General features: G+C 70.9%; 16 protein-coding genes. 1 reads left to right on the forward strand and 15 read right to left on the reverse strand.

Features of this window, described 5'->3' with window-relative positions; all coding sequences use genetic code 11:
* Positions 1 to 12 precede the first annotated feature (12 nt).
* From CBM2594_RS24570 to czcI, 3 genes are all read right to left on the reverse strand, one after another.
* Positions 13 to 1266, reverse strand: a complete 1254-nt coding sequence (locus tag CBM2594_RS24570; protein ID WP_116359376.1) for an efflux RND transporter periplasmic adaptor subunit — start codon at positions 1264 to 1266, stop codon at positions 13 to 15.
* A gap of 16 nt (positions 1267 to 1282) precedes the next feature.
* Positions 1283 to 2554, reverse strand: a complete 1272-nt coding sequence (locus CBM2594_RS24575) for a TolC family protein (protein ID WP_116359377.1) — start codon at positions 2552 to 2554, stop codon at positions 1283 to 1285.
* A gap of 113 nt (positions 2555 to 2667) precedes the next feature.
* Positions 2668 to 3042 carry a cation efflux protein, CzcI family gene (gene czcI / locus CBM2594_RS24580; RefSeq protein ID WP_116359378.1) on the reverse strand — a complete coding sequence of 125 codons (375 nt, stop codon included), beginning with the start codon at positions 3040 to 3042 and terminating at the stop codon, positions 2668 to 2670.
* A gap of 276 nt (positions 3043 to 3318) precedes the next feature.
* Here czcI and CBM2594_RS24585 point away from each other — a divergent pair, with 276 nt between their 5' ends.
* The gene (locus CBM2594_RS24585) at positions 3319 to 3663 is read left to right on the forward strand and encodes a hypothetical protein (protein WP_116359379.1); all 345 of its coding nucleotides are present in this window, start codon (positions 3319 to 3321) and stop codon (positions 3661 to 3663) included.
* Positions 3664 to 3716: 53 nt separating this feature from the next.
* Here CBM2594_RS24585 and CBM2594_RS24590 read toward each other — a convergent pair whose 3' ends face one another.
* The 12 genes from CBM2594_RS24590 to CBM2594_RS24645 all read right to left on the reverse strand — a co-directional run bounded on the left by CBM2594_RS24590 (position 3717) and on the right by CBM2594_RS24645 (position 18920).
* The gene (locus tag CBM2594_RS24590) at positions 3717 to 3932 is read right to left on the reverse strand and encodes a zf-HC2 domain-containing protein (protein ID WP_116359380.1); all 216 of its coding nucleotides are present in this window, start codon (positions 3930 to 3932) and stop codon (positions 3717 to 3719) included.
* 40 nt (positions 3933 to 3972) lie between these two features.
* Positions 3973 to 4566, reverse strand: coding sequence for a sigma-70 family RNA polymerase sigma factor (locus CBM2594_RS24595; protein ID WP_116359381.1), 594 nt, complete (start codon positions 4564 to 4566; stop codon positions 3973 to 3975).
* Positions 4567 to 4702: 136 nt separating this feature from the next.
* On the reverse strand, positions 4703 to 6433 hold the full coding sequence (locus CBM2594_RS24600; RefSeq protein ID WP_116359382.1) for a hypothetical protein: 1731 nt from the start codon (positions 6431 to 6433) through the stop codon (positions 4703 to 4705).
* A 50-nt stretch (positions 6434 to 6483) separates the two neighbouring features.
* Positions 6484 to 7581: a type VI secretion system protein TssA gene (tssA, locus tag CBM2594_RS24605; protein WP_232346738.1), complete on the reverse strand. Its 1098-nt coding sequence runs from the start codon at positions 7579 to 7581 to the stop codon at positions 6484 to 6486.
* Entirely contained in the window at positions 7578 to 11741 is a 4164-nt protein-coding gene (locus tag CBM2594_RS24610) for a type VI secretion system protein (protein WP_116359384.1), read from the reverse strand. The genes tssA and CBM2594_RS24610 overlap by 4 nt, the downstream gene beginning before the upstream one ends.
* A gap of 37 nt (positions 11742 to 11778) precedes the next feature.
* Positions 11779 to 12531 (reverse strand): DotU family type IV/VI secretion system protein, encoded by a 753-nt coding sequence (locus CBM2594_RS24615; RefSeq protein WP_116359385.1) that lies wholly within the window; start codon positions 12529 to 12531, stop codon positions 11779 to 11781.
* Positions 12532 to 12560: 29 nt separating this feature from the next.
* The gene (gene tssK / locus CBM2594_RS24620; protein WP_116359386.1) at positions 12561 to 13889 is read right to left on the reverse strand and encodes a type VI secretion system baseplate subunit TssK; all 1329 of its coding nucleotides are present in this window, start codon (positions 13887 to 13889) and stop codon (positions 12561 to 12563) included.
* Positions 13890 to 13934: 45 nt separating this feature from the next.
* Positions 13935 to 14432, reverse strand: a complete 498-nt coding sequence (locus tag CBM2594_RS24625; RefSeq protein WP_116359387.1) for a hypothetical protein — start codon at positions 14430 to 14432, stop codon at positions 13935 to 13937.
* Positions 14429 to 15877 (reverse strand): dicarboxylate/amino acid:cation symporter, encoded by a 1449-nt coding sequence (locus CBM2594_RS24630; protein WP_116359388.1) that lies wholly within the window; start codon positions 15875 to 15877, stop codon positions 14429 to 14431. Before CBM2594_RS24630 ends, CBM2594_RS24625 begins: the two co-directional genes overlap by 4 nt.
* Positions 15874 to 16575, reverse strand: coding sequence for an aspartate/glutamate racemase family protein (locus CBM2594_RS24635; RefSeq protein WP_116359766.1), 702 nt, complete (start codon positions 16573 to 16575; stop codon positions 15874 to 15876). Before CBM2594_RS24635 ends, CBM2594_RS24630 begins: the two co-directional genes overlap by 4 nt.
* A gap of 30 nt (positions 16576 to 16605) precedes the next feature.
* The gene (locus CBM2594_RS24640; RefSeq protein ID WP_373457609.1) at positions 16606 to 17976 is read right to left on the reverse strand and encodes a dicarboxylate/amino acid:cation symporter; all 1371 of its coding nucleotides are present in this window, start codon (positions 17974 to 17976) and stop codon (positions 16606 to 16608) included.
* Positions 17973 to 18920: a substrate-binding periplasmic protein gene (locus CBM2594_RS24645; RefSeq protein ID WP_232346739.1), complete on the reverse strand. Its 948-nt coding sequence runs from the start codon at positions 18918 to 18920 to the stop codon at positions 17973 to 17975. The genes CBM2594_RS24640 and CBM2594_RS24645 overlap by 4 nt, the downstream gene beginning before the upstream one ends.
* Between the last annotated feature and the right edge of the window lie 7 nt (positions 18921 to 18927).

Raw genomic sequence — 18927 nt, forward strand, 5'->3', positions numbered from 1 at the left:
CGCGCCTCCCGCTCAATGCTCATGCCCGGCGCTGGCTTTGCCCAGCTCGGACTTGAGGATGAAGCTGTTGGCCGCGGCGTAGCGCGCGCCGGCCTGCAGGCCGCGCGTCACCTCGACCAGCTTGCCGTCGCTGCGCCCGGTCTGGACCGGCTGCGCCGCAAACCCGTCCGGCACCGCGACGAACACCACGCTCTGGCCATCGACCTGCTGCACCGCGTCGGCCGTCACCGTCACCGGCACCTGCACCGGCGCGCCCAGCACGCTGACCGTGACGAACAGCCCCGGCCGCCACGCCATGCCCGGATTGGCCAGCGTCACGCGCGCCTTGGCGGTGCGGGTCTGCTCGCCCAGCAGGCTGCCGACGTAGGACACCTTGCCCTCGGCCTGCGCGGCGGAAGCGCTGGAGCGCACCGTGACCGCCTCGCCCACGCGCACCCGCTCCAGGTCGCGCGCGGACACCACGAATTCGGCCCAGACCGAACTGAGGTCCGACACCGTGAACACGCTGGCGTCTTCCTTGACCGCTTCGCCCAGCGACAGGTGCTTCTCGACCACGATGCCGTCGAACGGCGCGCGCAGCGCGAACTGGTTCAGCGCGCCGCCGGCCCCGCCGCTTTCGGCGGCGCCGATCGCGGTGAGCTTCTGGCGCGCGTTCTGCACCGCGATCTGCGCTTCCTCCAGCGCCGTGCGCGCCTGCTGGTAGTCCTGCTCGGCGGAGATCTTCTCCTGCCACAGCGTCTTCTCGCGCGCATGGGTGGCGCGCGCCAGCGCCTCGCGCTTCTGCGCAGCGAGCAGTTCGCTGCGTTGTTCCGAGACCGTGGTGCTGGCAATCAGCGCCAGCACCTCGCCCTTGCGCACCGCCTGGCCCAGGTTGGCCGGCACCGCCTGCGCCACGCCCGCGACGCGCGGCACCACGTGCGCGGTGCGGTCGTCGTTGAAGCGGATCTCGCCGGGGAAATCGACGCTGCTGCGCAGCGCCGCCGCCGCGGCGGTGGCGATGCCGATACCGGCCTGTTCGATTTGCGCCGGCGTCAGCGCGATCACGTGCGGCTTGCCTTCGGCTTGCGGTTGCGCGGCAGGGGCGCCCGCCTTGTCCCCCTCTTTGCCTTGCTCATGCCCGTGCTCGTCGCCATGCCCGGCATGCCCGTGGGCGGCCTCGCCGCTGGCGCCGCCGCCCTTGCCGGTGAACAGGATCGCCGCGCCGCCCAGCAGCCCCGCGACCAGGATGGCCACCACTGCGGCCCGTTGTTGCTTGCTCATTGCCATGTCTGCGGCTTCCGTATCAGTGTCCGAGGATGCGGTCGATGCTGGCCGCGGCGTCATAGGTGCGGGCCAGCACGTCCAGGTAGCGGATGCGCGCCTGGAACAGCGTGCGCTGGGCGTCCAGCACGTCGAGGAAATTGAACTTGCCCGCCTCGAAGCCGCGCGAGGCGGCGGCGTAGGCCTGCTCGGCGGCGGGCAGCACCGAAGCCTGCAGCGTCTGCGCCGCGGCGCGGGACACCGACAGCTGCGTCGACGCCTGCTTCAGTTCGCCCTGCAGGCGCACGCGCGTGGCGGCGTGCGCGTCCTGCGCGCCGTCGGCGCGGCGCAGCGCCGCGTACAGGTTGCCCTGGTTGCGGTCGAACAGCGGCAGCGGAATCGCCACGCCGAGCACCGCCATGTTGCGGTTGGCCTCGTTGTCGCGCTTGGCGCCCAGGCTCACGGTCACGTCGGGATACTGGCGGCTGCGCTGCACCGCCACGTCGGCACGGCTGCGCTCCGCCGCCAGGCGGCTGGCTTCGAGCAGCGGCGAGTCTTCCAGCGCCGCCTGCAACGCCGCCGGCGCGGGCCGCGACGGCAACGCATCCAGATCGCCCCGGGCCTGCGCAAAGCGCGGCACGCTATCGCCCCACAGCGCCGCCAGCGACTGCCGCGCGGACTGCAGCGCGCCGGTGGCCTCGGCCAGCTCCAGCTCGGCGTTGGCCTGCTCCACCCGGGCGCGCGTGGCTTCCAGCGGCGCGACCTTGCCGGCGGCCACGCGCCGGCCGGCGGCGTCGGCGGCCTGGCTGGCGATGCCGACCGAACCCTCGGCCAGCCTGACGCGCTCCTGCGCCACCAGCACGCCGAAGAAGCGCGCGATCACCGCGGCGCGCAGCTCGGCGCGGGTGCTGCCCAGCTCCGCCTGCGCCAGCTCGCGGCCGCGCTCGGCCAGGCCGATGCGGGCGGCGCGCTTGCCGCCCAGTTCGATCGGCAGGTTGACCTGGCCGGTGGTCGAGCGCGACGCCTTGCGCGTGTCTTCCATCGACACGGCCAGTTCCGGATTGGGCAGCACGCGCGACTGGACCAGGTCGCCTTCGGTGGCGTCAAGCTCCTTGCCGGCGGCGGACAGCGTGAAGCTGCCGGCTTCGGCCAAGGCCAGTGCGGCGTCGAGTGTCAGTGTCCCGGCGGGCTGCGGCTCTTCAGCCGGTGGTGCAGCCGGTGGCAGCGCCACGGCGGCGGGCGGCGTCTGCGCAACGCCGGGGAAAGGGCTGGATAACAGGGCCGCCAGCCCGAGCGGCAGCAAAAGTCTTCGCATCGAATTGCACCAGAAGAATCGGGGGAATTCGGCGAGACGCCCGGCGTCATGCGCTCATGACGTCAGGATGCGATCAACGGGGATCGGGAAGCGGGGAAGCGTCGTCTCGCCGGCTAGGCGAGACGCGGCCACTGCGGGCGGTCGGGCGCACGTGCGCTGTGCGAGGAGAAGCTGGGCTGCGGCACCGGCGGCGCCAGTTCCACGCGGCGCAGCGCAGGCACGTCCTGCGCATCGGCCCGCGCGAACGGCAGCGAGGCGATATGGCAGACGCCGCAGTCGGGATCGGCCAGGTTCAGCTTGGCCTTGTCCGGCGCAGGATCGGCTTGCTGCGCCTGCTTGCCGTTGCCGGCCTCGTGCCGGTGTTCATGGTGGCCGAAATGCGCCTTGGCCGACACCTCAACCTCATGCCCGCAATACGCGGCGGCTCCCGCCCAGGCGAACTGGAGCGGCAGGACGAGCGCAAGGAAGACAAGGAAGAGGCGTTGCATCAATCGTGGGATCTGGCTGCGGCATGACGATCCGGGCGCCGGCAGCGAGTCGCAAGTTTAACCGAGGCGAAGCGGGCATTCCGGCAACGGGGTCATTACATTTGCGTCATGCCATCGGCGCTTTGCTGCCCTCCCTGCATATTCAGAATTTTTGAATAACTTGTCCGGCAAAGCGCCCGCTTACCCGGCTCATGGACTCCTATAGTTCCGTACATGAACGGCACGCACACACCGCAAAGCCTTCTGACAAATTCAACGAACTAACGGAGAACCACCATGACCAAGACCACCCGCCTCGCTTCCGCGCTGCTCCTGACGCTGGCCGCACTTGGCGCCGCCCAAGCCGCCACCGCCGCCGACAGGCTGCCCGGCGACAAGTACGGCTACAGCTTCCGCAGCACCGTGCCGGGCGACAAGTATGGTTATGAATTCCGCAGCCACGACGCCTTCACCGACGGCGCCCGCACAGGCAACGCCGATCCCTACACCGACGGTGCCCGCACCGTGGCCGGCCTGGACCGCAGCGGCGTGTCGGCATCGCCTACGCGCAGCTTCGACGCCTTCACCGAAGGCAGCCGCGCCGGCAAGTTCGATCCCTACGGTGAAGGTGCGCACGCCTGAGCGGCCAGCACCGCACGCCAGACGAGAAGGCCAGCGCAAGCGCTGGCCTTCTGTCATTCGTCGCGCCCCAGCCGGTGCATCGCCTCGCGCAGCGTGCGCATCTGCGCGCTGAAGCGGGTGCAGGCATCGCAGATCGCCAGGTGCGAGCGCATGCGCAGCCGCTCCGTCCAGGACAGCGGCAGGTCCAGGCTCTTCATGGTCAGGTGGTGGACCTCTTCGCAGTCCGGCAGCAGCCGGCGCGGGGAGCGGGAGGGTGGGGTTTCCGGCATGTAGGTCAGTGGCGGTACGGTTGCGTGGGCATGGAAGGGCTCAACCCGCCTTGCCGGGCCGGCCGCGCTGGCCGAACCAGTGCAGCTCCAGGCATTCGCGCAGGCGCATGCGGGCACGGTACAACATGGCCCAGGCATTGGTCGCGCTGATCTGCAAATGCTGACAGATTTCCTCGGTGTCCAGCTCCAGCCATTCCCGCATCATGAAGATGCGGCCCGCGCGCGGCGGCAGGCGGTCCACGCATAGCTGCAGGATCTCGAAGAACTCGCGGCGCTCGAACGCGCGCTCCGGGTCGCCCCAGTCGGTGGGCGGATCCTGGTAGTGGCCGTTGCGCGTGAACAGGGCATCGAAGGCATCGTCGTCGGACTGCGGCTGGCCGTCGCCGTCGGCGGCCAGCGCCAGCCTGACTTCGCGCTTGCCTCTGCGCAGCGCGTCGATGATCTTGTGCTTCAGGATGCCGACCAGGTAGGTGCGCAGCGCCGACTGGCCGGCAAAGCGCTCCGGATGCTCGAGCGCCGCCAGCAGCGTTTCCGAGACCGCATCCTCGGCCACCGCCTCATCGCGCAGCTGCAGGCGCGCGAAGCGCAACAGGTAGGGGCGCAGCGCGTGGAGGTCGGCGGGGTCGAGGCTCATCGGGGATGGGGGGCGGTTGCCTGGACGGATGCGCCATCATACCTGTGCCGGCCGCTTTCGCCCGCCGGCCGGCAGCAGCAAACGCGATGGCGCAGGCGCAGCCAGCCGCCGATGGCATCGCGCGGCAGCTACGCGGCTAGCCGTTCAAGCCGGCGTAACCCTCTTTGCACAGTTGCAGCAGGGTTTCCAGTTCATTGCCGTGGCCGAGCCCCGTCACCTTCAGGTCGGCATCCTCCAGGCCGCCCTCGCGCTGGGCTTGTCGCTTGAGGCCCACCACAATGGTGTCGTAGGCCATTAATCGCTGGCCGATCTGGAACCCGATCTTGGCCAGCGCCTTGGCATACAGCCCCGCAACGACATCGTCGCGCTTGCGTGCATTGATCGAGGCAAACAGTTCGCTCAGTTCGGTCAGCTCATACTTCACCAGAACGCCGATCGACAACAGCGTTGCCTTGACCACGCGATTATCGAAACTACCCCGCCCGCGCAGAGCCAGATAAGCAGTCCTGAGCGTGTCGTACTGGCTGCGGTCGTAGCGCCCCTTGCGCAAATCGCTCTTCATTGTCTTGGCGAGCGCCCGCGCGCTGTCTTCGGCCTTGTCCTCCGATACCACCTTGACCTTGGTGAGGACCGTGTTGGCAAAGCGCTTCGCCTTGGTGGTCTTGTCATGCTGCGTCACGTGGACCACGGGCATCGGGTAGTCGGGCGCCGGCCGCGCCGCGAGCGCGAGCAGCGCCTCCTTCCAGTCGCGATAGGCGCCGTAGGCCAGTGCGTTTGCAAGCCCCGAGGCGGTGTCTGGCGGTTCTTCCATCGTCATGAGTTGCGCGAAGCGGCTCTTGACCTTGAAGACTGAGTAGTCCATGCCCTCAACGTTCTGGCACGCCTTCAGTGTCTTGAGCAGCGACTCCGATGTACCGGTCGGCGATTTCAGTTCCTGTACCAGTTGCCTCATCGTTTCGCGCACCTGCGGTGCAATGTCCGTTGCCAGATCCCTGAAGGTATCGGCGTAGTCGCCAGATACCTCCTCGAGTGATACGCCGCCACTACTGACGGCGTGTTCAAGCAAGATTTGCGCGATTCGTGCCTCCAGCTCTGTACCAAGCAACTCCGACATGCTCGGCTGGTATGGCGCCGGAAAGATCTGCTTCTCCGCGATATTCCACCCGGTGCCTGCGCCTAGCAGTTCCCCTCCCAGGATGGCAGTGCGGTAAAGATCTTCTCGCGTGGGCCTGGCTCCGAGTTGCCCTGGTGCGGAACCGAGGTGTTTTAGCGAAGGAGAAACAACATCATTGTCAATCGGCAAGAAGCGTTGAGCGGCAGCGTCATAGACAAAATTCCCGGTATGCATCATGTATTCCGTCTGGCCCCTGCCGGGTCGCAGCGAAATCCGATCGAAATTCCCGAGCAACAGATCTGCCGCCAGCATTCTGGCAAAGTCCCGGCGCACGGTCTCATGCCCGAGTACCTTCGCATCGAGCGACGCCTTTCCGAACTTCTTCCCACGCTCTTTGTCCACATGCTCCTGGTAAGTGCCGTTCCCGCCCACGTGCTGCAGCACGACCAGATCGTCCCCCTGCCCTACCCTCGCGCGCATCTGCGCCAGGACACCGCGTGCAGCCGGGAACCGTGCATCCAGAGCGTCGAGGACACCGGACGCATCCTGCCGTGCGACCAGAAGCACGCCCTGGTTCTCGAAGCCGACACGCTCCATCACCTTGCCGGCAAAGACAATGCGTGCGCCGCCCGGTGCCGCCTTGAGCCAGGCGGTTCCCCCGCCGTTCAGCGTCATCTGGATGACTGGATTGGCAGTCGTCTCTCCCCGTGGCGTGAGACCGGTGACGTCGGCCCAGTCGAAGTCGAATGGCATGGTGGCTCCTTGCGGCTTTCAATACGTTCTTTCAGGAATCCGGCTGACCGCTAGTTCTCCAGCAGCGCGAAATACCGCCCGATATCCCCTTCCTCGCGCAGGATGTCCTGCATCAGGTCGGCCAGCGGCAACTCGCCCCAGCGCACCGCGCGCCGCAGCAGGTGCGGCGTGGGGCTGTGCGGCTCGTGCCGCGCCAGGTAGTCGGCCACGTCGCGGATCAGCCGGTAGGCGTGGGCGCGGTCTTCGATGCGGCCGTGCGCCAGCAGGGCGTTTTGCGCCGGCGGCGCGTCGGGCGGGGCCGGCTCGGGCTCGGTGACAGCGGCATCGCGGATAGCCACTGGTGCCATGGCGGTGGGCTCTAAAGCGGCAGTCGCTGCGCCAGCCGCTTCGCCATGCGCCGCACCGCGCAATGCCGCCACTGCGCGCTGCAGCCGCGCGAGCGTATCGGTCACGCGCGCCAGGCTGGGCGCCTGCGCGCCCAGCAGCGTGTCGACGCGACGATCGAAGGCCGCCCATTCGGCGCTGGCGTCATGCAGGCCGCGCCACAGCGTGTCCAGCGCCGGGCGGTCGGGTGCGTGCTGCGCGCGCTGCAGCAGCGCCTCGCGGCCCAGGCCGGGGTCGTCCTCTCCAGTCAGCAGGCTGCGCTCCCACAGGTCCAGCGTGAGCCGCACCGGCTCGTCGTCCGGCAGGCTGAGCAGCGGCAGATGCAGCGCCAGCACGGTCGGCATGGTCTCGTTGAGCCAGGCGAGCGGCGCGCTGCGCGCGTCGGCATCGCCGTCGTCGATGCGGGGCCAGGCGCCATCCCAGTACGCGTCCGCCAGCGCGCCCAGCAAGCGCGTGCCGGCGCAAAAGCCGCTGACGCCATGCAGGTGGGTCCACGCCTCGCACAGCCATGCCGCCAGCTGGAAGTCCTTGCTGCGCGTGGCCAGCGCCTCGCTGGCGAGGGCGGCCACGCGCTTCCAGTCGGCCCTGACCAGCGGGCGCTCCCATTCGCGCATCGGCAGCGATTCATCGTCGTGCCGGCGCGCGTCGGCAATGGCGCGAAACAGCGGGTCATAGCGCAGCGAAGTACCCGCGGCATCGTCGCCGGGCACCGGCGCCAGCAGTGCCTGCACATCCAGGCCGCTGCATGGGATGGGCTGGTTCATAAGTTGGTCCATTCGGGAGCACGGGTGGGGAAGCTCTGCGGCCATGGCAACGGCAGCTTCTTGCCCGGTGCCGTCAGCGTCAGGCGCAGGAACACGCGGGCGCGCGCGGGCCGCGGCGCCGCGCTCAGGTCCGGCGCGGCGCTGCCCAGCGGGAAATCGAAGCGCAGCAGTTGCGCGGTGCTGTCGGCCCGTCCGCCCGGATCGGCAATGCGATGGCCGGCGATGAACGACAGCAGCGCCCACGGGTCGGCAAAGCGCCAGGTCAGCACCTTGCCGTCGGTGGCCAGGGTGCGCTGTTCGGGATCGGGCAGCGCCGCCAGCGGCGCGTCCTTGGCAAGGCGCAGCGTCAGCGTGACCGGGCTGCCGTAGTCCCAGTGCAGCGCGCGCGGCGCATCGCGCATCGACACGCTGTGCGCGCCGATCGCCAGCGTCCAGTCGATGATCTGGTTGCCCGCCAGCTCGGCACCGCGGTTGACGCGGAACTCGGCGCTGACGTCGTAGCCCGCGGGCGCGCCTTCCTCGGCCGGATACAGCGGCGCCAGCAATGTCCTGACCTGGTCGAAGCTGTCGATGAACTGGTGCACCGGCACCCCGGACGCGATATGCCGCAGCGGCCCGTCGCCGCGCGAGGCCCGGTACGTCGCCGACAGCGGTTCATAGCGCTTGAGCACGCGGCCGAGTTCGGCATAGTCGGCCGTGCGCGCTTCGCCGGTGCTGGCAGCGTTGCCCGCCGTGGCGGTGGCACCGCCAAACGGTGCGCGTCCGGCCACGCGTTCGTTGAAGGTGGCGGAGAACCCGTCCCATTGCCGCTGCAGCTCGGCAAAATAGCCTTGCGCACAGCGCGCCAGCAGGCCGTCGTACAGGCGCACATGCAGCGCGGCAAAGTAGTCGTCGCCGCCGGCCGGCCGCGCGGCAAAGCGCGACAGGCAGACGCCCTGGCCGGTTTCGGCCGCGGCGGCCTGCACGAACTGCTCCAGCATCAGCAGCCGGCTGTTGGGGTTCTTCAGGCGGTAGCGCTCCAGGTCGCGGTTCAGCGCCTGCCAGCGTAAGGCCACGCCGCTGTTCGCGTCCGCGGGCGACAGCGCGGCAAGATACAGCGCCGCCTCGCGCCCCAGCGCCTGCGCGCGCACGGCCTGCTGGTCGAGATACGGCCCCAGCGCGGCGGCGTCATTCAGGCCGAACGCGGTCAGCACCGGCGAGCGCGGCGCGCGCGCGCCGTCGCCGATACTGCCCTGGCGCATGGCGTACAGCTCCGACTGCTGCAGCTGCGCGTCGACGGCGCGCAGCCGGGCCAGCGCGTCGCGCGAGACCAGCGCATCCAGGTCATCGACTCGCGCCATGGCGTGCATGTCGCCCAGCATGGCGCGGAGGCGCGCGATGCGGGGCTGCGCCGCCTCGAACCCCGCGCTGCCGCCGTCGGCAGGCAGCGGCGCCAGGATTGCCGCCGCCGCGACCTGGTCCATCACCAGCCGCGCGAACTGCTGGTCGACGTTCTGCGCGATGGCGTCGCGCCATGCGCCGGGCAAGCCCACCAGCCCTTCGTCCAGGAAGCGCTTGCGCATGTCGCCAAGCGCCAGCGCCTGGTCCAGCTGCTGGCGGTCCCACAGCACCGCTGTTCCCGAGGTTCCCGCCGGCAGGGCCGGCAGCGCCAGGTCGCGCGGCGGCGCCATAAACGGCTGGTTCAGCAGCGCGGCAAGCCGCTCGCGCAGCGCCAGCCGCTCGGGCGTGACCGCGTAGCGCCCTTCCTTCTCCTGCCAGGCGATGCCGCTGTCGGGTCCGCTGAAGCGCTGCGCCAGTTCGCCGGTGAAGGCCTGGAAGCCGCTCTCCGAGCGTGCCCGCGCACTGGCGACGACGTCCTCCCCCAGCAGGCGGTTCTGCGCGGCCAGCGCCAGCGTGCGCTCGTACACCGTGCCGGCCGCGAATTGCGGCTGGCGCATCCAGCCGCCCTTGCCGCCGGCCAGCAGTTCCTGCTGCGTGCCGATCGCGCTGACAATGCCGCGGTAGTCGGCCAGCACGCGGCTGAAGCCGCCGCCGGCGCTGGCCGCGCCGTCCAGGCCGTCGAGGCTGCTCCTGACGGCGCGCTCGGCCACCAGCAGCGGGTTGTTGTGGAACAGCCGCTCGTCAAGCTGGCGCGCGCCCTTGTCGAAGCTGCAGCGCAGCGGCGGCACCAGCGCGGTCAGCGCCCTGCCCCCGGTGGCCAGGCTGGCCGCGCCGCGCGCCTTGCCGGGCTCGCGCCGGAAGTACGGCAGGCTTGCCGACACGTCGCCCTGCAGCTCGGCACCCAGCGCGTAGCGCACCACCAGCCGCAGCGCCTCGGCGTTGCCTTGCTGCGGCGTCTCCAGCCGGTGCAGCGCCTGCAGCACCGCGTCGAACTGGCCGACCGCGGCCACGTATTGTTGCAGCGCGCGCATCTCCGGCATGTCTTCCAGCGCCAGGCCACGCGGCGGCAACACATCGCCGCGCGCGCCCGGCGGCGCCTGGCAACTGTCGCCGGCAACCAGCTGCCCGGTGGCGGGGTCGCGCCCGACCCCGGTCAGCAGGTCGACGCGCGCCAGCAGTTCGCGCTCGATGGTGTCGAGCGCGATCTCGCCGAAGGCGCGCTGGAAGCGTTCATGCACGCGCGCGTCGAGGTCGTCGACGACGGCCCACGAGCCGGGCATGAACCACGACGACACCGGTTGCGCGCTCAGCCGCTGGTGCATCGCAAGCAGCCCCAGCGCCTGGCGCCGGTACCAGTCCGGCGGCAGGTCCTGGCCGCGCTGCGCGGCCCGCGCGCGCTGCTCCGCGCCGGCGCGCAGCTCGCCCAGTGCGGCGACCAGGTCGGCGTGGCGCTGGCTCATCTGCCACGTCGCCACCACCAGTCCCCCGCCCCACGCGCACAGCACGGCAACGCCGCCCCAGCGCAGCGCACGGTGCACCAGCGGCCGCGCCAGCTGCTGCGAGCGCGACGGCCGCGTCAGCCCGTACTCGAGGAAGATCTTCTTTTCGAACAGGTCGCGCAGGAACGCCGGCTGCCGCATCAGCTCGTTGAGCAGGTCGGCCGGCGGCGCGTGCGCGTCGGCCGCGGCCGGCGCCGCGACAGCCGCCGCTGCCTGCGCTTCCTCTACCTCCACCTCCGCCGCGGCCTCCGCTTCACGCTGGCGCGGCAGCGCGAACGACGGCGCGTGCGCGGCCAGCTCGCCGCTGTCGCCGGTCAGGTAGATCCCGCGCAGGTAGAACGGCTCGTGATAGGCGCTGGGTCGCAGCAGTTCGTCGACATAGCGCGTCAGCTGGCCGCGCATGGCGTCGATGCGCGCGGGCAGCAGCAGCGACTGGCACGGGTCCAGCTCCTGCGCGCCCATCGCCAGCAGTTCGGCCACGCTGTCCGAAACCGCGCGCACCGCCGAGGACATGGCGGCATCGACCCAGCCCGACTGGTAGGTGGCAGACAAGTCGTACGGCGACGACCAGCCCAGCATGCTGGCCCGCATCGGCTCCGGCAAGGCGCGGGCAAAGTGGGCAAACCCCGGCAATGACTCGCAACCGATCACCACCACATAGACCGCGAAGCGCACGGCAAAGCGGTTCTGCGCCAGCCACAGGCGCCGGTGCGCCAGCTTGGCGCGGCGCACCAGCTCGAGCTGGGCGTCGGTGTCGTCGGCCAGCAGCATCGCCGCGGGCACGGTGACCACCACGCTGTCGAACGGCCGTTGCGGGCGATAGCCGCGGCACAGGCCCAGGAATTCGTCCCAGGGCTTTTCCTCGCTGTCATCGTCGGGCAGGCCCAGGTAGGCGGCGTTGATGTCGATGACCACGCCGCGATCAAAGAAATGCCACGAGATGCCCTGCGTCGCCGCCGCATTGGCGGCGTCGGGGCTCAGCACGCTGGCCACGCCGGACTGCGCGATCGGCAGCGGCCGCGCGTCCGCGCCCTCGTTCAGCACCAGGATCCAGGGGATGTTGTAGCGCTCGGCGCGCGCGGCGATATTGCCTTCGACCAGTTCGATCGCCTGGCGGAACGCGGTGCGCAGCGAATCGGTGCGCAGCCGTACGATCTTGCGCTCGGCCGCGGGCTTCGCGCGGGCGCGCTGCGCGGCGAAGTACAGCACCGCGCCCAGCACCGCAAGCACCACCAGCGTCAGCACGCCGACCGAGACCAGGAACAGGTTGCTGGTCAGCATGGGCCCGCCTCCCGGGCGTGGCCAAGCCGGTGCCGCGTCATGGCGCGCCCCCCGCCACCGTATCGGCGCGCAGCGCCTCGCGCACCGGCCAGGATTGCCACAGCCAGGCAAGCTCCGACAGCGCCAGCAGCGCGGCCAGGCCCAGCACGAATACCACGCTGTAGCGCGTCAGCGTCGGCAGCTTGCGCGGGGCGATATGAGACAGCGTGTGCGCGTAGGCCGCCTCGCCGAGCACGCGCTCGCGCCCGCCCAGGTCCGGCCGGCGCTGGTAGATGAACGCATACAGCTCCTCGCGCAGGCTGCGCAGCCGCTCGCCGGCATCGCCGCCGCGAAAGCGCCCCTGGAAGCCCAGCCCGAGCGCGAACAAATACAGCCGCGCCAGGTTGCGGCGCGACGGCTCGCGGTCCAGCAGCAGCTGCTCGATGCGGGCAAAGACCTGGTCGCCGGCCACGTTGGTGCGGAACAGCGTGGATTCGAGCAGGTGCGCCGGCCACTCGGCGCGGCCGGCCCAGTCGGCATTGAGCAGGATCTCGTCGGCCAGCACCGCCTTCAGGTAGCGGGCGTCGGCCACGTCTTCCATCTCGAAGCGCGAGCTGTCGCGGCGCGATTGCAGGGTCTGCACCTCCAGCAGGTTCAGCAGGTGCCGGTTCATGGCTTGCGCCGCGATTTCGCCGCTGAGATCGGGCTGCCCGTCCAGGCGCGCGCGCATCTTGACCAGTTCGTCCAGGAACGCCCGGAACTGCCCGGTGGCGAGATCGTCTTCTTCGGTTTCGGGTCGGTACCGCGCCATGTCTGTGTGCCTTGGTTGTGGGGCCGGCGTCAGCCCTTGACGAACAGCAGCATTTCCTGCGGCCGCTGCACGCTCGCGCCTTCATTGGGGTTGCCGATCACCATCGCCTCGCCGGCGTGGACCAGCGCGGGATCGGCCTCGATCTCGAACAACAGGTAGCCCGAGCCCGAGCGCACCCCGAGCTCCTCGGCATGCTCGACCACGCGGCGCGCCGCGCCCAGCACGCGCCGCGCGCGCAGCGACGGGTAGACCGATTGCGAGCCGAGCACCGCGCCCGCCATCCAGGCCAGCAGGTCGCGCTCGGACTGCCCGCGCAGGCCCACCACCAGGCGCTCGCCGATCCATTCCGGCTGCAGCACGATGTCGAAGGCGCCGTGGCGGAACTCGAACTTGTGCTCGCGGTATTCCTCGCTGACCTCGGCCAGCGCCTCGCGCAGCGCGCGCAGCAGCGGCGTGAACACCGCCATCGGATCGGCGTGGTCGTAGTCGTCCGGCACCGGCGGCAGCCCGCCCGGCTTGAGCAGGCTGAGCGGGCCCAGCACCGAGGCCAGCGCCAGGTACAGCGCCAGCGGGTGCAGGTGCGGGGTGCGCAGCACCGCTTCCAGCAGCGGCAGCGCACTGACCAGGCTGCGCAGGCGGTCCTTCAGTTCGAGCTGCGTCAGGCGGTCGTCGGCCCGCGACGACGGGATTGCGGTCTGCCTGGCGACGAAGGCCGCCTTGCCGCGCAGCTGCGCCACCAGCGTGGCCACCGCCGTCCACAGCGGGCTGCCGCGCGCCACCTCCAGCAACGGCGGCAGGCGCTCGCCCAGCCGCACGATCTCGTTGTCCTTGTAGAGCGCGCCCAGGCACAGCGACACAAAGCGCGGCGACGGCCGGGGGCCCGCGTCGAGCGCCAGGTTAGGCAGCAGCCGCGGGATCTCGGCGGGCGGGGCCTCGGACACTTCATCCTCGACCAGCGCGTCGGCCACGGAGCGGAAGCGCCTGGCCTGACCGTCGCCGCGCTGGGACGGCACCACCGGCAGCGTCAGGTGCAGGTCGAGCATGCCGGCTGCGAGCGCCCCGGCAAACGGCTCGAGCGTCAGTTCCAGCGGCGGCTGGCGCGCGTCGTCGCGCGTGTACGAGACCGCGGTGCCGTCCGGCATGATGGCTTCGAGCTGCAGCACGCGCACCACCCCCGCGGCCAGCAGCCCGGCATCGAACTCCAGCCGGCGCACGCCCCAGCCGAACGGGCTGGCCGCCAGCGTCTGCCAGGCCACCAGCGAGTCCAGGCGGCCCGCAAGCTGCTGCAGATGCTGCGGCGCGAGCAGCATGCCCTCGTGCCATTCGACGCGATCGACCGGCAGCGTGCATTCAGGCATGGGCGGCTCCGGGGGCCGGCACGGCGGTGGCGTGGAAAATCAGGTTCATTGGGTGACCAGCACGGTAAAGGCGGCGCTGTCGAGCTGCACGGCAAGCGTGCCGTTGAACTGCTCGATGCGGGCACGGTGCGCGCCCGGCGCCTGGTAGTTGGCAAAGACAAAGGCCGCGGCCACGCGCGGGCCCTGCAGCGCTTGCGCGGCAATTTCCAGCCGCTGGCCGGGCACCAGTTCCCAGCTGCGGTAGCGCAGCGCGCCCGGATAGGTGCTGCCGAGATCGCCGCGCCCGGCAAACCACTTGGCCGCCGGCAGTTCCGCCAGGCGCGCCTGCAGCGCCGCGTCGCTGACCAGCACCACGTCGACCGCCACCGGGCTGTTGCCGTTGGCATCGTCGGCCGCGGTCAGCGTGACCTGCTTCCAGTTGACCTTGTCGCCCTTGAAGCCCAGCCACGAGGCCGCGGCGCAGCCTCCCAGCAGCGCCGCCAGCCACAGCGTCGCCAGCCAGCGCAGCGCCAGGCGCATCCGAGCTTGTGCATGCGCTGTCATTTCGCCCCCACGCCGATGCCCATCAGCACGATCAGCAGCGCCGCCAGCAGCGCGCAGGCGCCGGCCAGCGCCAGTTGCATGCGCGTCAGCACCAGCCGCACCGCGGCCGCCGCTCCGGTCACGCCGCCGCGAACCACTGCCCCCGGCACCGTTGGCCGCGCCTGGACCGCGCGCTCCAGCGGCAGGCCCACCGACACCAGCGCGATCACCGCGCAGGTGCAGACCAGGCTCAGTGCATTGCGCGGGCCATCGCAGACCGGGTCGATCGCCAGCAGCAGCACCGCCGCGGCCTCCGCCGGCAACTGCAGCGCCGACAGCGCGACGCCCGCGTAGGCGATGGTCCCGATACCGCCCTGCCCGGCCGACAGCCACGCCGCCAGCGCGGCCGCCAGCGTGATCCACGCCAGCTCGCCGGCAGTGATGGGGCGCCCATAGAGGTTGGCGACGAACACCGTCACCAGCGCGAAGTACAGCGCCGCGCCGCCGCGCACGAACACCGCGCCCAGCGGCACCACCAGTTCCACCAGCCCGCGCGGGAAGCCCAGCCGCGCGCTCATGGCCTCGATGGCGTGGGGGATCGGCGCGGTGGCGCTGCCCGAGGCCAGGCCGACCAGCATGGCCCGGTTCAGCTCGGTCACCACCTGCAGCAAGGGCAGCCGCGCGCAGCGCGCGATCACGGCCGCGGCGGCGCCGCTGAGCAGCAGGCACAGCACCAGGAAGGTCGCCAGCAGCGCGGCCATGGCGCCGATCGCGGCGCGGTCCGCATGCATCGCCAGGTGTGCGGCCAGCCCGAAGGCCAGCACCGGGATCAGCAGGTTGGCGTGGGCGATGATCTGCTCGAAGGTGCGGTAGATGCCTTCGAACACATTGCCCAGCATGCTGGTCTGCTCGCGCGACAGCGCCGCGAAGGCCAGCCCGAACAGCAGCGTCCCGGTCAGCACGCCCAGGGTCTGGCCGTGCGCCAGCGCGCGGTAGAAGTTGTCGGGGATGATCGCGGCGAGCGCATCCGTGGCCTGCCCGCGCTCCGCGCCAGGCGCGGCGCCGCCCTGCAGGTCCACGCGCACCTCGCCGCCGCCGGCCACGCCGCTGAGGATCAGCGCGCCCAGCCTGGCGCTGGCGTCGGCCGGCAGCGCCGCGCCCGGCGCCATCAGCACCCCCGCCAGCGCGCCCGCCAGCGCGCATGCGGCCACCACCGCGGCGGCCGTGCCGACGATCGCGCCAAAGCGCGCGCCCGCGCGCGGCAGCGCCAGCACCTGGCGCAGGCCGAAGAAGGTGGCCACCACCAGCAGCGGCACCGCCGCCATGTTGACCACCGACAGGTACAGCTGCCCGGCCAGCCACGCAAGGCGGCCCAGCGGCGCGGCCACGGTGCCGGCCAGCGCGCCCGCCACCAGGCAGGCGAGCAGCCCGGGCACGCTGTGCGAGAGCCAGTGCAGGGCTTTCATGCGGCCTGGTTCCAGCCGCGCGCCAGCGCGAACGCCACCGTCGCGCGGGCCAGCTCGGTGGTGCTGTCGACCAGCCGCAGCGGCGCCGCGGCCAGCCCGCGCGCCGCCACCGGGATTTCGGTGCAGCCCATGATGGCGGTGCCGACCCCCAGCGCGGCGATGCGCGCCAGCGCGCTGCCAAGCGCCGCGGCGGCCGGCTCCAGCGCACCGGCCTTGACCGCCTGGATGCAGGCATCGACTTGCTTCTGCACCGGCTCGGGCGGCACTACGGCGTCGATCCCGCGCGCGGCCAGCGCCGCCTGGTAGATGCCGGCGGCAAGCGCGCCGCGCGTGGCCAGCACCGCGACGCTGCCGCTGTCGGCCGGCAGCGCCGCCACGCAGGTGCGCGCGATATGCAGGATGGGCGCGGCGCTGTGCGCGCTCAGCTCGGCATACCAGTGGTGCGAGGTATTGCAGGGGATCGCCACCAGCCCGACCTGGCTGCGGTTGAGCAGCTCGATGCCGTGCAGCAGGTAGGGCAGCGGCAGCGCGTCGCCGGCCAGGATCGAGCGCGAGCGGTCCGGCGTCTGCGGCAGGTGCGCCACCACCATCGGCAGGTGGTCCTGGTCGCGCGCGGCATCGGTAAGGCGCACCACGCGCTCGAGGAAATCGACCGTGGCCAGCGGCCCCATGCCGCCCAGCACCCCGATCATGGTCATGCCGGTGCTTACGCTGTTCATGATGACGGCCTAGAGTTTGAGCGGACGCGGGCAGATCACCGACACCGCCGCGGTATTGCCGACCACCAGGATCAGCGTGCGCAGCATGTCGCAGACCGGGTCCACGGCCAGGAAGAGAATGAAGGCCGCCTCGAACGGCAGGCCCAGGTAGGCGCAGGTCATGCCCACCAGCGATACGATCACCAGCCCGGTCATGCCGGCCGAGGCAAAACCCGCCAGCACCGACGCCAGCAGCACCGTGGCGATATCCAGCAGCCCCAGCGGATGCCCGTACAGCTGTGCGATAAAGAGCGTGGCGCAGACGTAGTACACCATCGGCCCGACGCGCAGCAGCGAGATCGCCAGCGGCACCAGCAGCTCCACCCGCACGCGCGCGAAGCCGAGCCGGTCCACCAGGCACTCGATCATGCTGGGCATGCACGCCGCGCTGTTGCGCGTCGCCAGCGCCAGCGCGAACGGGGAGCGCAGCGCGTCCAGCGTGGCGCCCAGGCTCTGGCCGGAGCGCTTCCACAGCACCACCACCGCCAGCGCCAGCAGCAGCACCGACGCGACGAAGAACGCCAGCACGAACTGCATCATGGCGTGCAGCGGCTCCAGCCCGGACTTGCCCAGCTGCGCCGCGCTCATGCAGAACAGGATCAGCGGCAGCGGGTAGCTGAGCCAGTGCATCAGCTTCTGGCAGGCGTGGTAGACCGTCTCCAGCGACAGGCTCAGCCCGATCGAGATGCGCTCGGGCACGCGCCCCACGGCCAGCCCGAACATCAGCGCGAACACCAGCGCCTTGAGCGCATCGCCATTGGCCAGCGCGGCGAAGATGTTGGTCGGGATCAGGCTGGTCAGCACCTCGGACAGGCTCAGCGATTTCTCCGGGATATCCTCGCCGTACAGGTTCATCACCGTGTCGCCCGACCTGGCATCGTTGCCGACCATCGCGCCAAAGGTCTGCATGGTGGCCTCGGACAGCTCGCTGCCCGGGCGCATCGCCACCAGCACCAGCGCCGACACCAGCGCCACCAGCAGCGACGCGCCGGCGAACACCGCCACCACGCGGATCATCAGGCGCGAGGCGCCGCCGTCGCGGAACAGCCGCTGCAGGCTGAAGATCACCGCCGACACCATGAACGGCAGCGTGGTCATCTTGAGCAGGTCCACGTAGATGTCGCCGACCACGCCCAGGTGCCGCGCCAGCCCGGGCCACAGCAGCCCGGTGGCGCCGCCCAGCACCAGGCTGCCGATCACCACCCACGGGTTGAGCGCGATGGCGTAGAGCCTGGCCGCGTCCAGCTTCAGCGGCGGCGTGCGCGGTGCCCGGGCTGCGCCCGGCCTGGTCGCGGGCTCGGTTGCGGGCTTGATTGCGGGCTTGATTGCGGGCGTGCTCATCGCGCGGCCGCCTGCAGCACGTCAGCGACCTCGAGCCGTCTGGGCCGCTCGGCGAGGAACTGGTTGACGAAGCCCAGCAGCGCCGGCGCCGAGACATTGACGGCGATGCCCAGCGTGTCCTCCAGGTCCTGCAGCGTCACCACGCGCAGCCGCAGTGCCGCGGTCGGGTCCGCCTTGAGCACGCGCTTGACCTCGAACTCGTCGCGGTAGACCGCGGCGACGCGGCCGTCGTTGAGCGCCTTCAGCGCTTCGTCCCAGGTGGGATAGGCGGTCACATAGGCCTTGGGAAAATTGTTCACCACGTACTCCGAGTAAGACGAATTGCCGACCACGCCGATCGAGCTGTCATAGCCGCGGATCACCTCCGGCACCGGCCGGCCGCGCGCCATCTGCGCGAACCTGACGCGGTTGAGCAGCAGCGCGCGATTGAGCCGCAGGTAAGGAATGCTGAAGCTGATGATCTGCATGCGCGGCAGCGTGCGCGACAGCTTGCTGATGGCCACGTCGGCCTGCCCCTGCGCCAGCAGCCGCACCACGCCGTCGAAGGTGGTGGCGTCGCGGTTGAAGCGCACCCGCACGTTGAGCTTCTGCGCCAGCTCGCGGGCGAGGTCGATGTCGAGGCCGCTCAGCTCGCCATTGCGCTGCTGGAAGAACGGCGGCTGGTCCACCTTCAGCACCGCCACCACCAGCTCGCCGCGGCTGACGATGCGGGCGAATTCCGGCGCCATCAGCCGTCCGTCCGGCATCAGCACGAGCCCGTTCGGCGTGGCGACGGGTGCCGGCGCGGGCGCGCTGTCGGGCGCGGGCGCCGGCGATGGCAGGTAGTTGCCCTGCGCATGGCCGGCGAGCGGCAGCAGCAGCGCCGCGCCCGCGAGGGCGCGCGCCAGCCAGCGCCATGCGCGCGCGGCGCCACGGCGGGAAAGACAGGCAGGATTCAAAAGCATGGCTTTG

The organism is Cupriavidus taiwanensis, from assembly GCF_900249755.1.
GTDB lineage: Bacteria > Pseudomonadota > Gammaproteobacteria > Burkholderiales > Burkholderiaceae > Cupriavidus > Cupriavidus taiwanensis_D.

Bases quoted from the DNA above. Each gene is read 5' to 3' on its own strand.
- CBM2594_RS24570 (WP_116359376.1), bottom strand. From the start codon at position 1,266: ATGGCAATGAGCAAGCAACAACGGGCCGCAGTGGTGGCCATCCTGGTC.
- CBM2594_RS24575 (WP_116359377.1), bottom strand. From the start codon at position 2,554: ATGCGAAGACTTTTGCTGCCGCTCGGGCTGGCGGCCCTGTTATCCAGC.
- czcI (WP_116359378.1), bottom strand. From the start codon at position 3,042: ATGCAACGCCTCTTCCTTGTCTTCCTTGCGCTCGTCCTGCCGCTCCAG.
- CBM2594_RS24585 (WP_116359379.1), top strand. From the start codon at position 3,319: ATGACCAAGACCACCCGCCTCGCTTCCGCGCTGCTCCTGACGCTGGCC.
- CBM2594_RS24590 (WP_116359380.1), bottom strand. From the start codon at position 3,932: ATGCCGGAAACCCCACCCTCCCGCTCCCCGCGCCGGCTGCTGCCGGAC.
- CBM2594_RS24595 (WP_116359381.1), bottom strand. From the start codon at position 4,566: ATGAGCCTCGACCCCGCCGACCTCCACGCGCTGCGCCCCTACCTGTTG.
- CBM2594_RS24600 (WP_116359382.1), bottom strand. From the start codon at position 6,433: ATGCCATTCGACTTCGACTGGGCCGACGTCACCGGTCTCACGCCACGG.
- tssA (WP_232346738.1), bottom strand. From the start codon at position 7,581: ATGAACCAGCCCATCCCATGCAGCGGCCTGGATGTGCAGGCACTGCTG.
- CBM2594_RS24610 (WP_116359384.1), bottom strand. From the start codon at position 11,741: ATGCTGACCAGCAACCTGTTCCTGGTCTCGGTCGGCGTGCTGACGCTG.
- CBM2594_RS24615 (WP_116359385.1), bottom strand. From the start codon at position 12,531: ATGGCGCGGTACCGACCCGAAACCGAAGAAGACGATCTCGCCACCGGG.
- tssK (WP_116359386.1), bottom strand. From the start codon at position 13,889: ATGCCTGAATGCACGCTGCCGGTCGATCGCGTCGAATGGCACGAGGGC.
- CBM2594_RS24625 (WP_116359387.1), bottom strand. From the start codon at position 14,432: ATGACAGCGCATGCACAAGCTCGGATGCGCCTGGCGCTGCGCTGGCTG.
- CBM2594_RS24630 (WP_116359388.1), bottom strand. From the start codon at position 15,877: ATGAAAGCCCTGCACTGGCTCTCGCACAGCGTGCCCGGGCTGCTCGCC.
- CBM2594_RS24635 (WP_116359766.1), bottom strand. From the start codon at position 16,575: ATGACCATGATCGGGGTGCTGGGCGGCATGGGGCCGCTGGCCACGGTC.
- CBM2594_RS24640 (WP_373457609.1), bottom strand. From the start codon at position 17,976: ATGAGCACGCCCGCAATCAAGCCCGCAATCAAGCCCGCAACCGAGCCC.
- CBM2594_RS24645 (WP_232346739.1), bottom strand. From the start codon at position 18,920: ATGCTTTTGAATCCTGCCTGTCTTTCCCGCCGTGGCGCCGCGCGCGCA.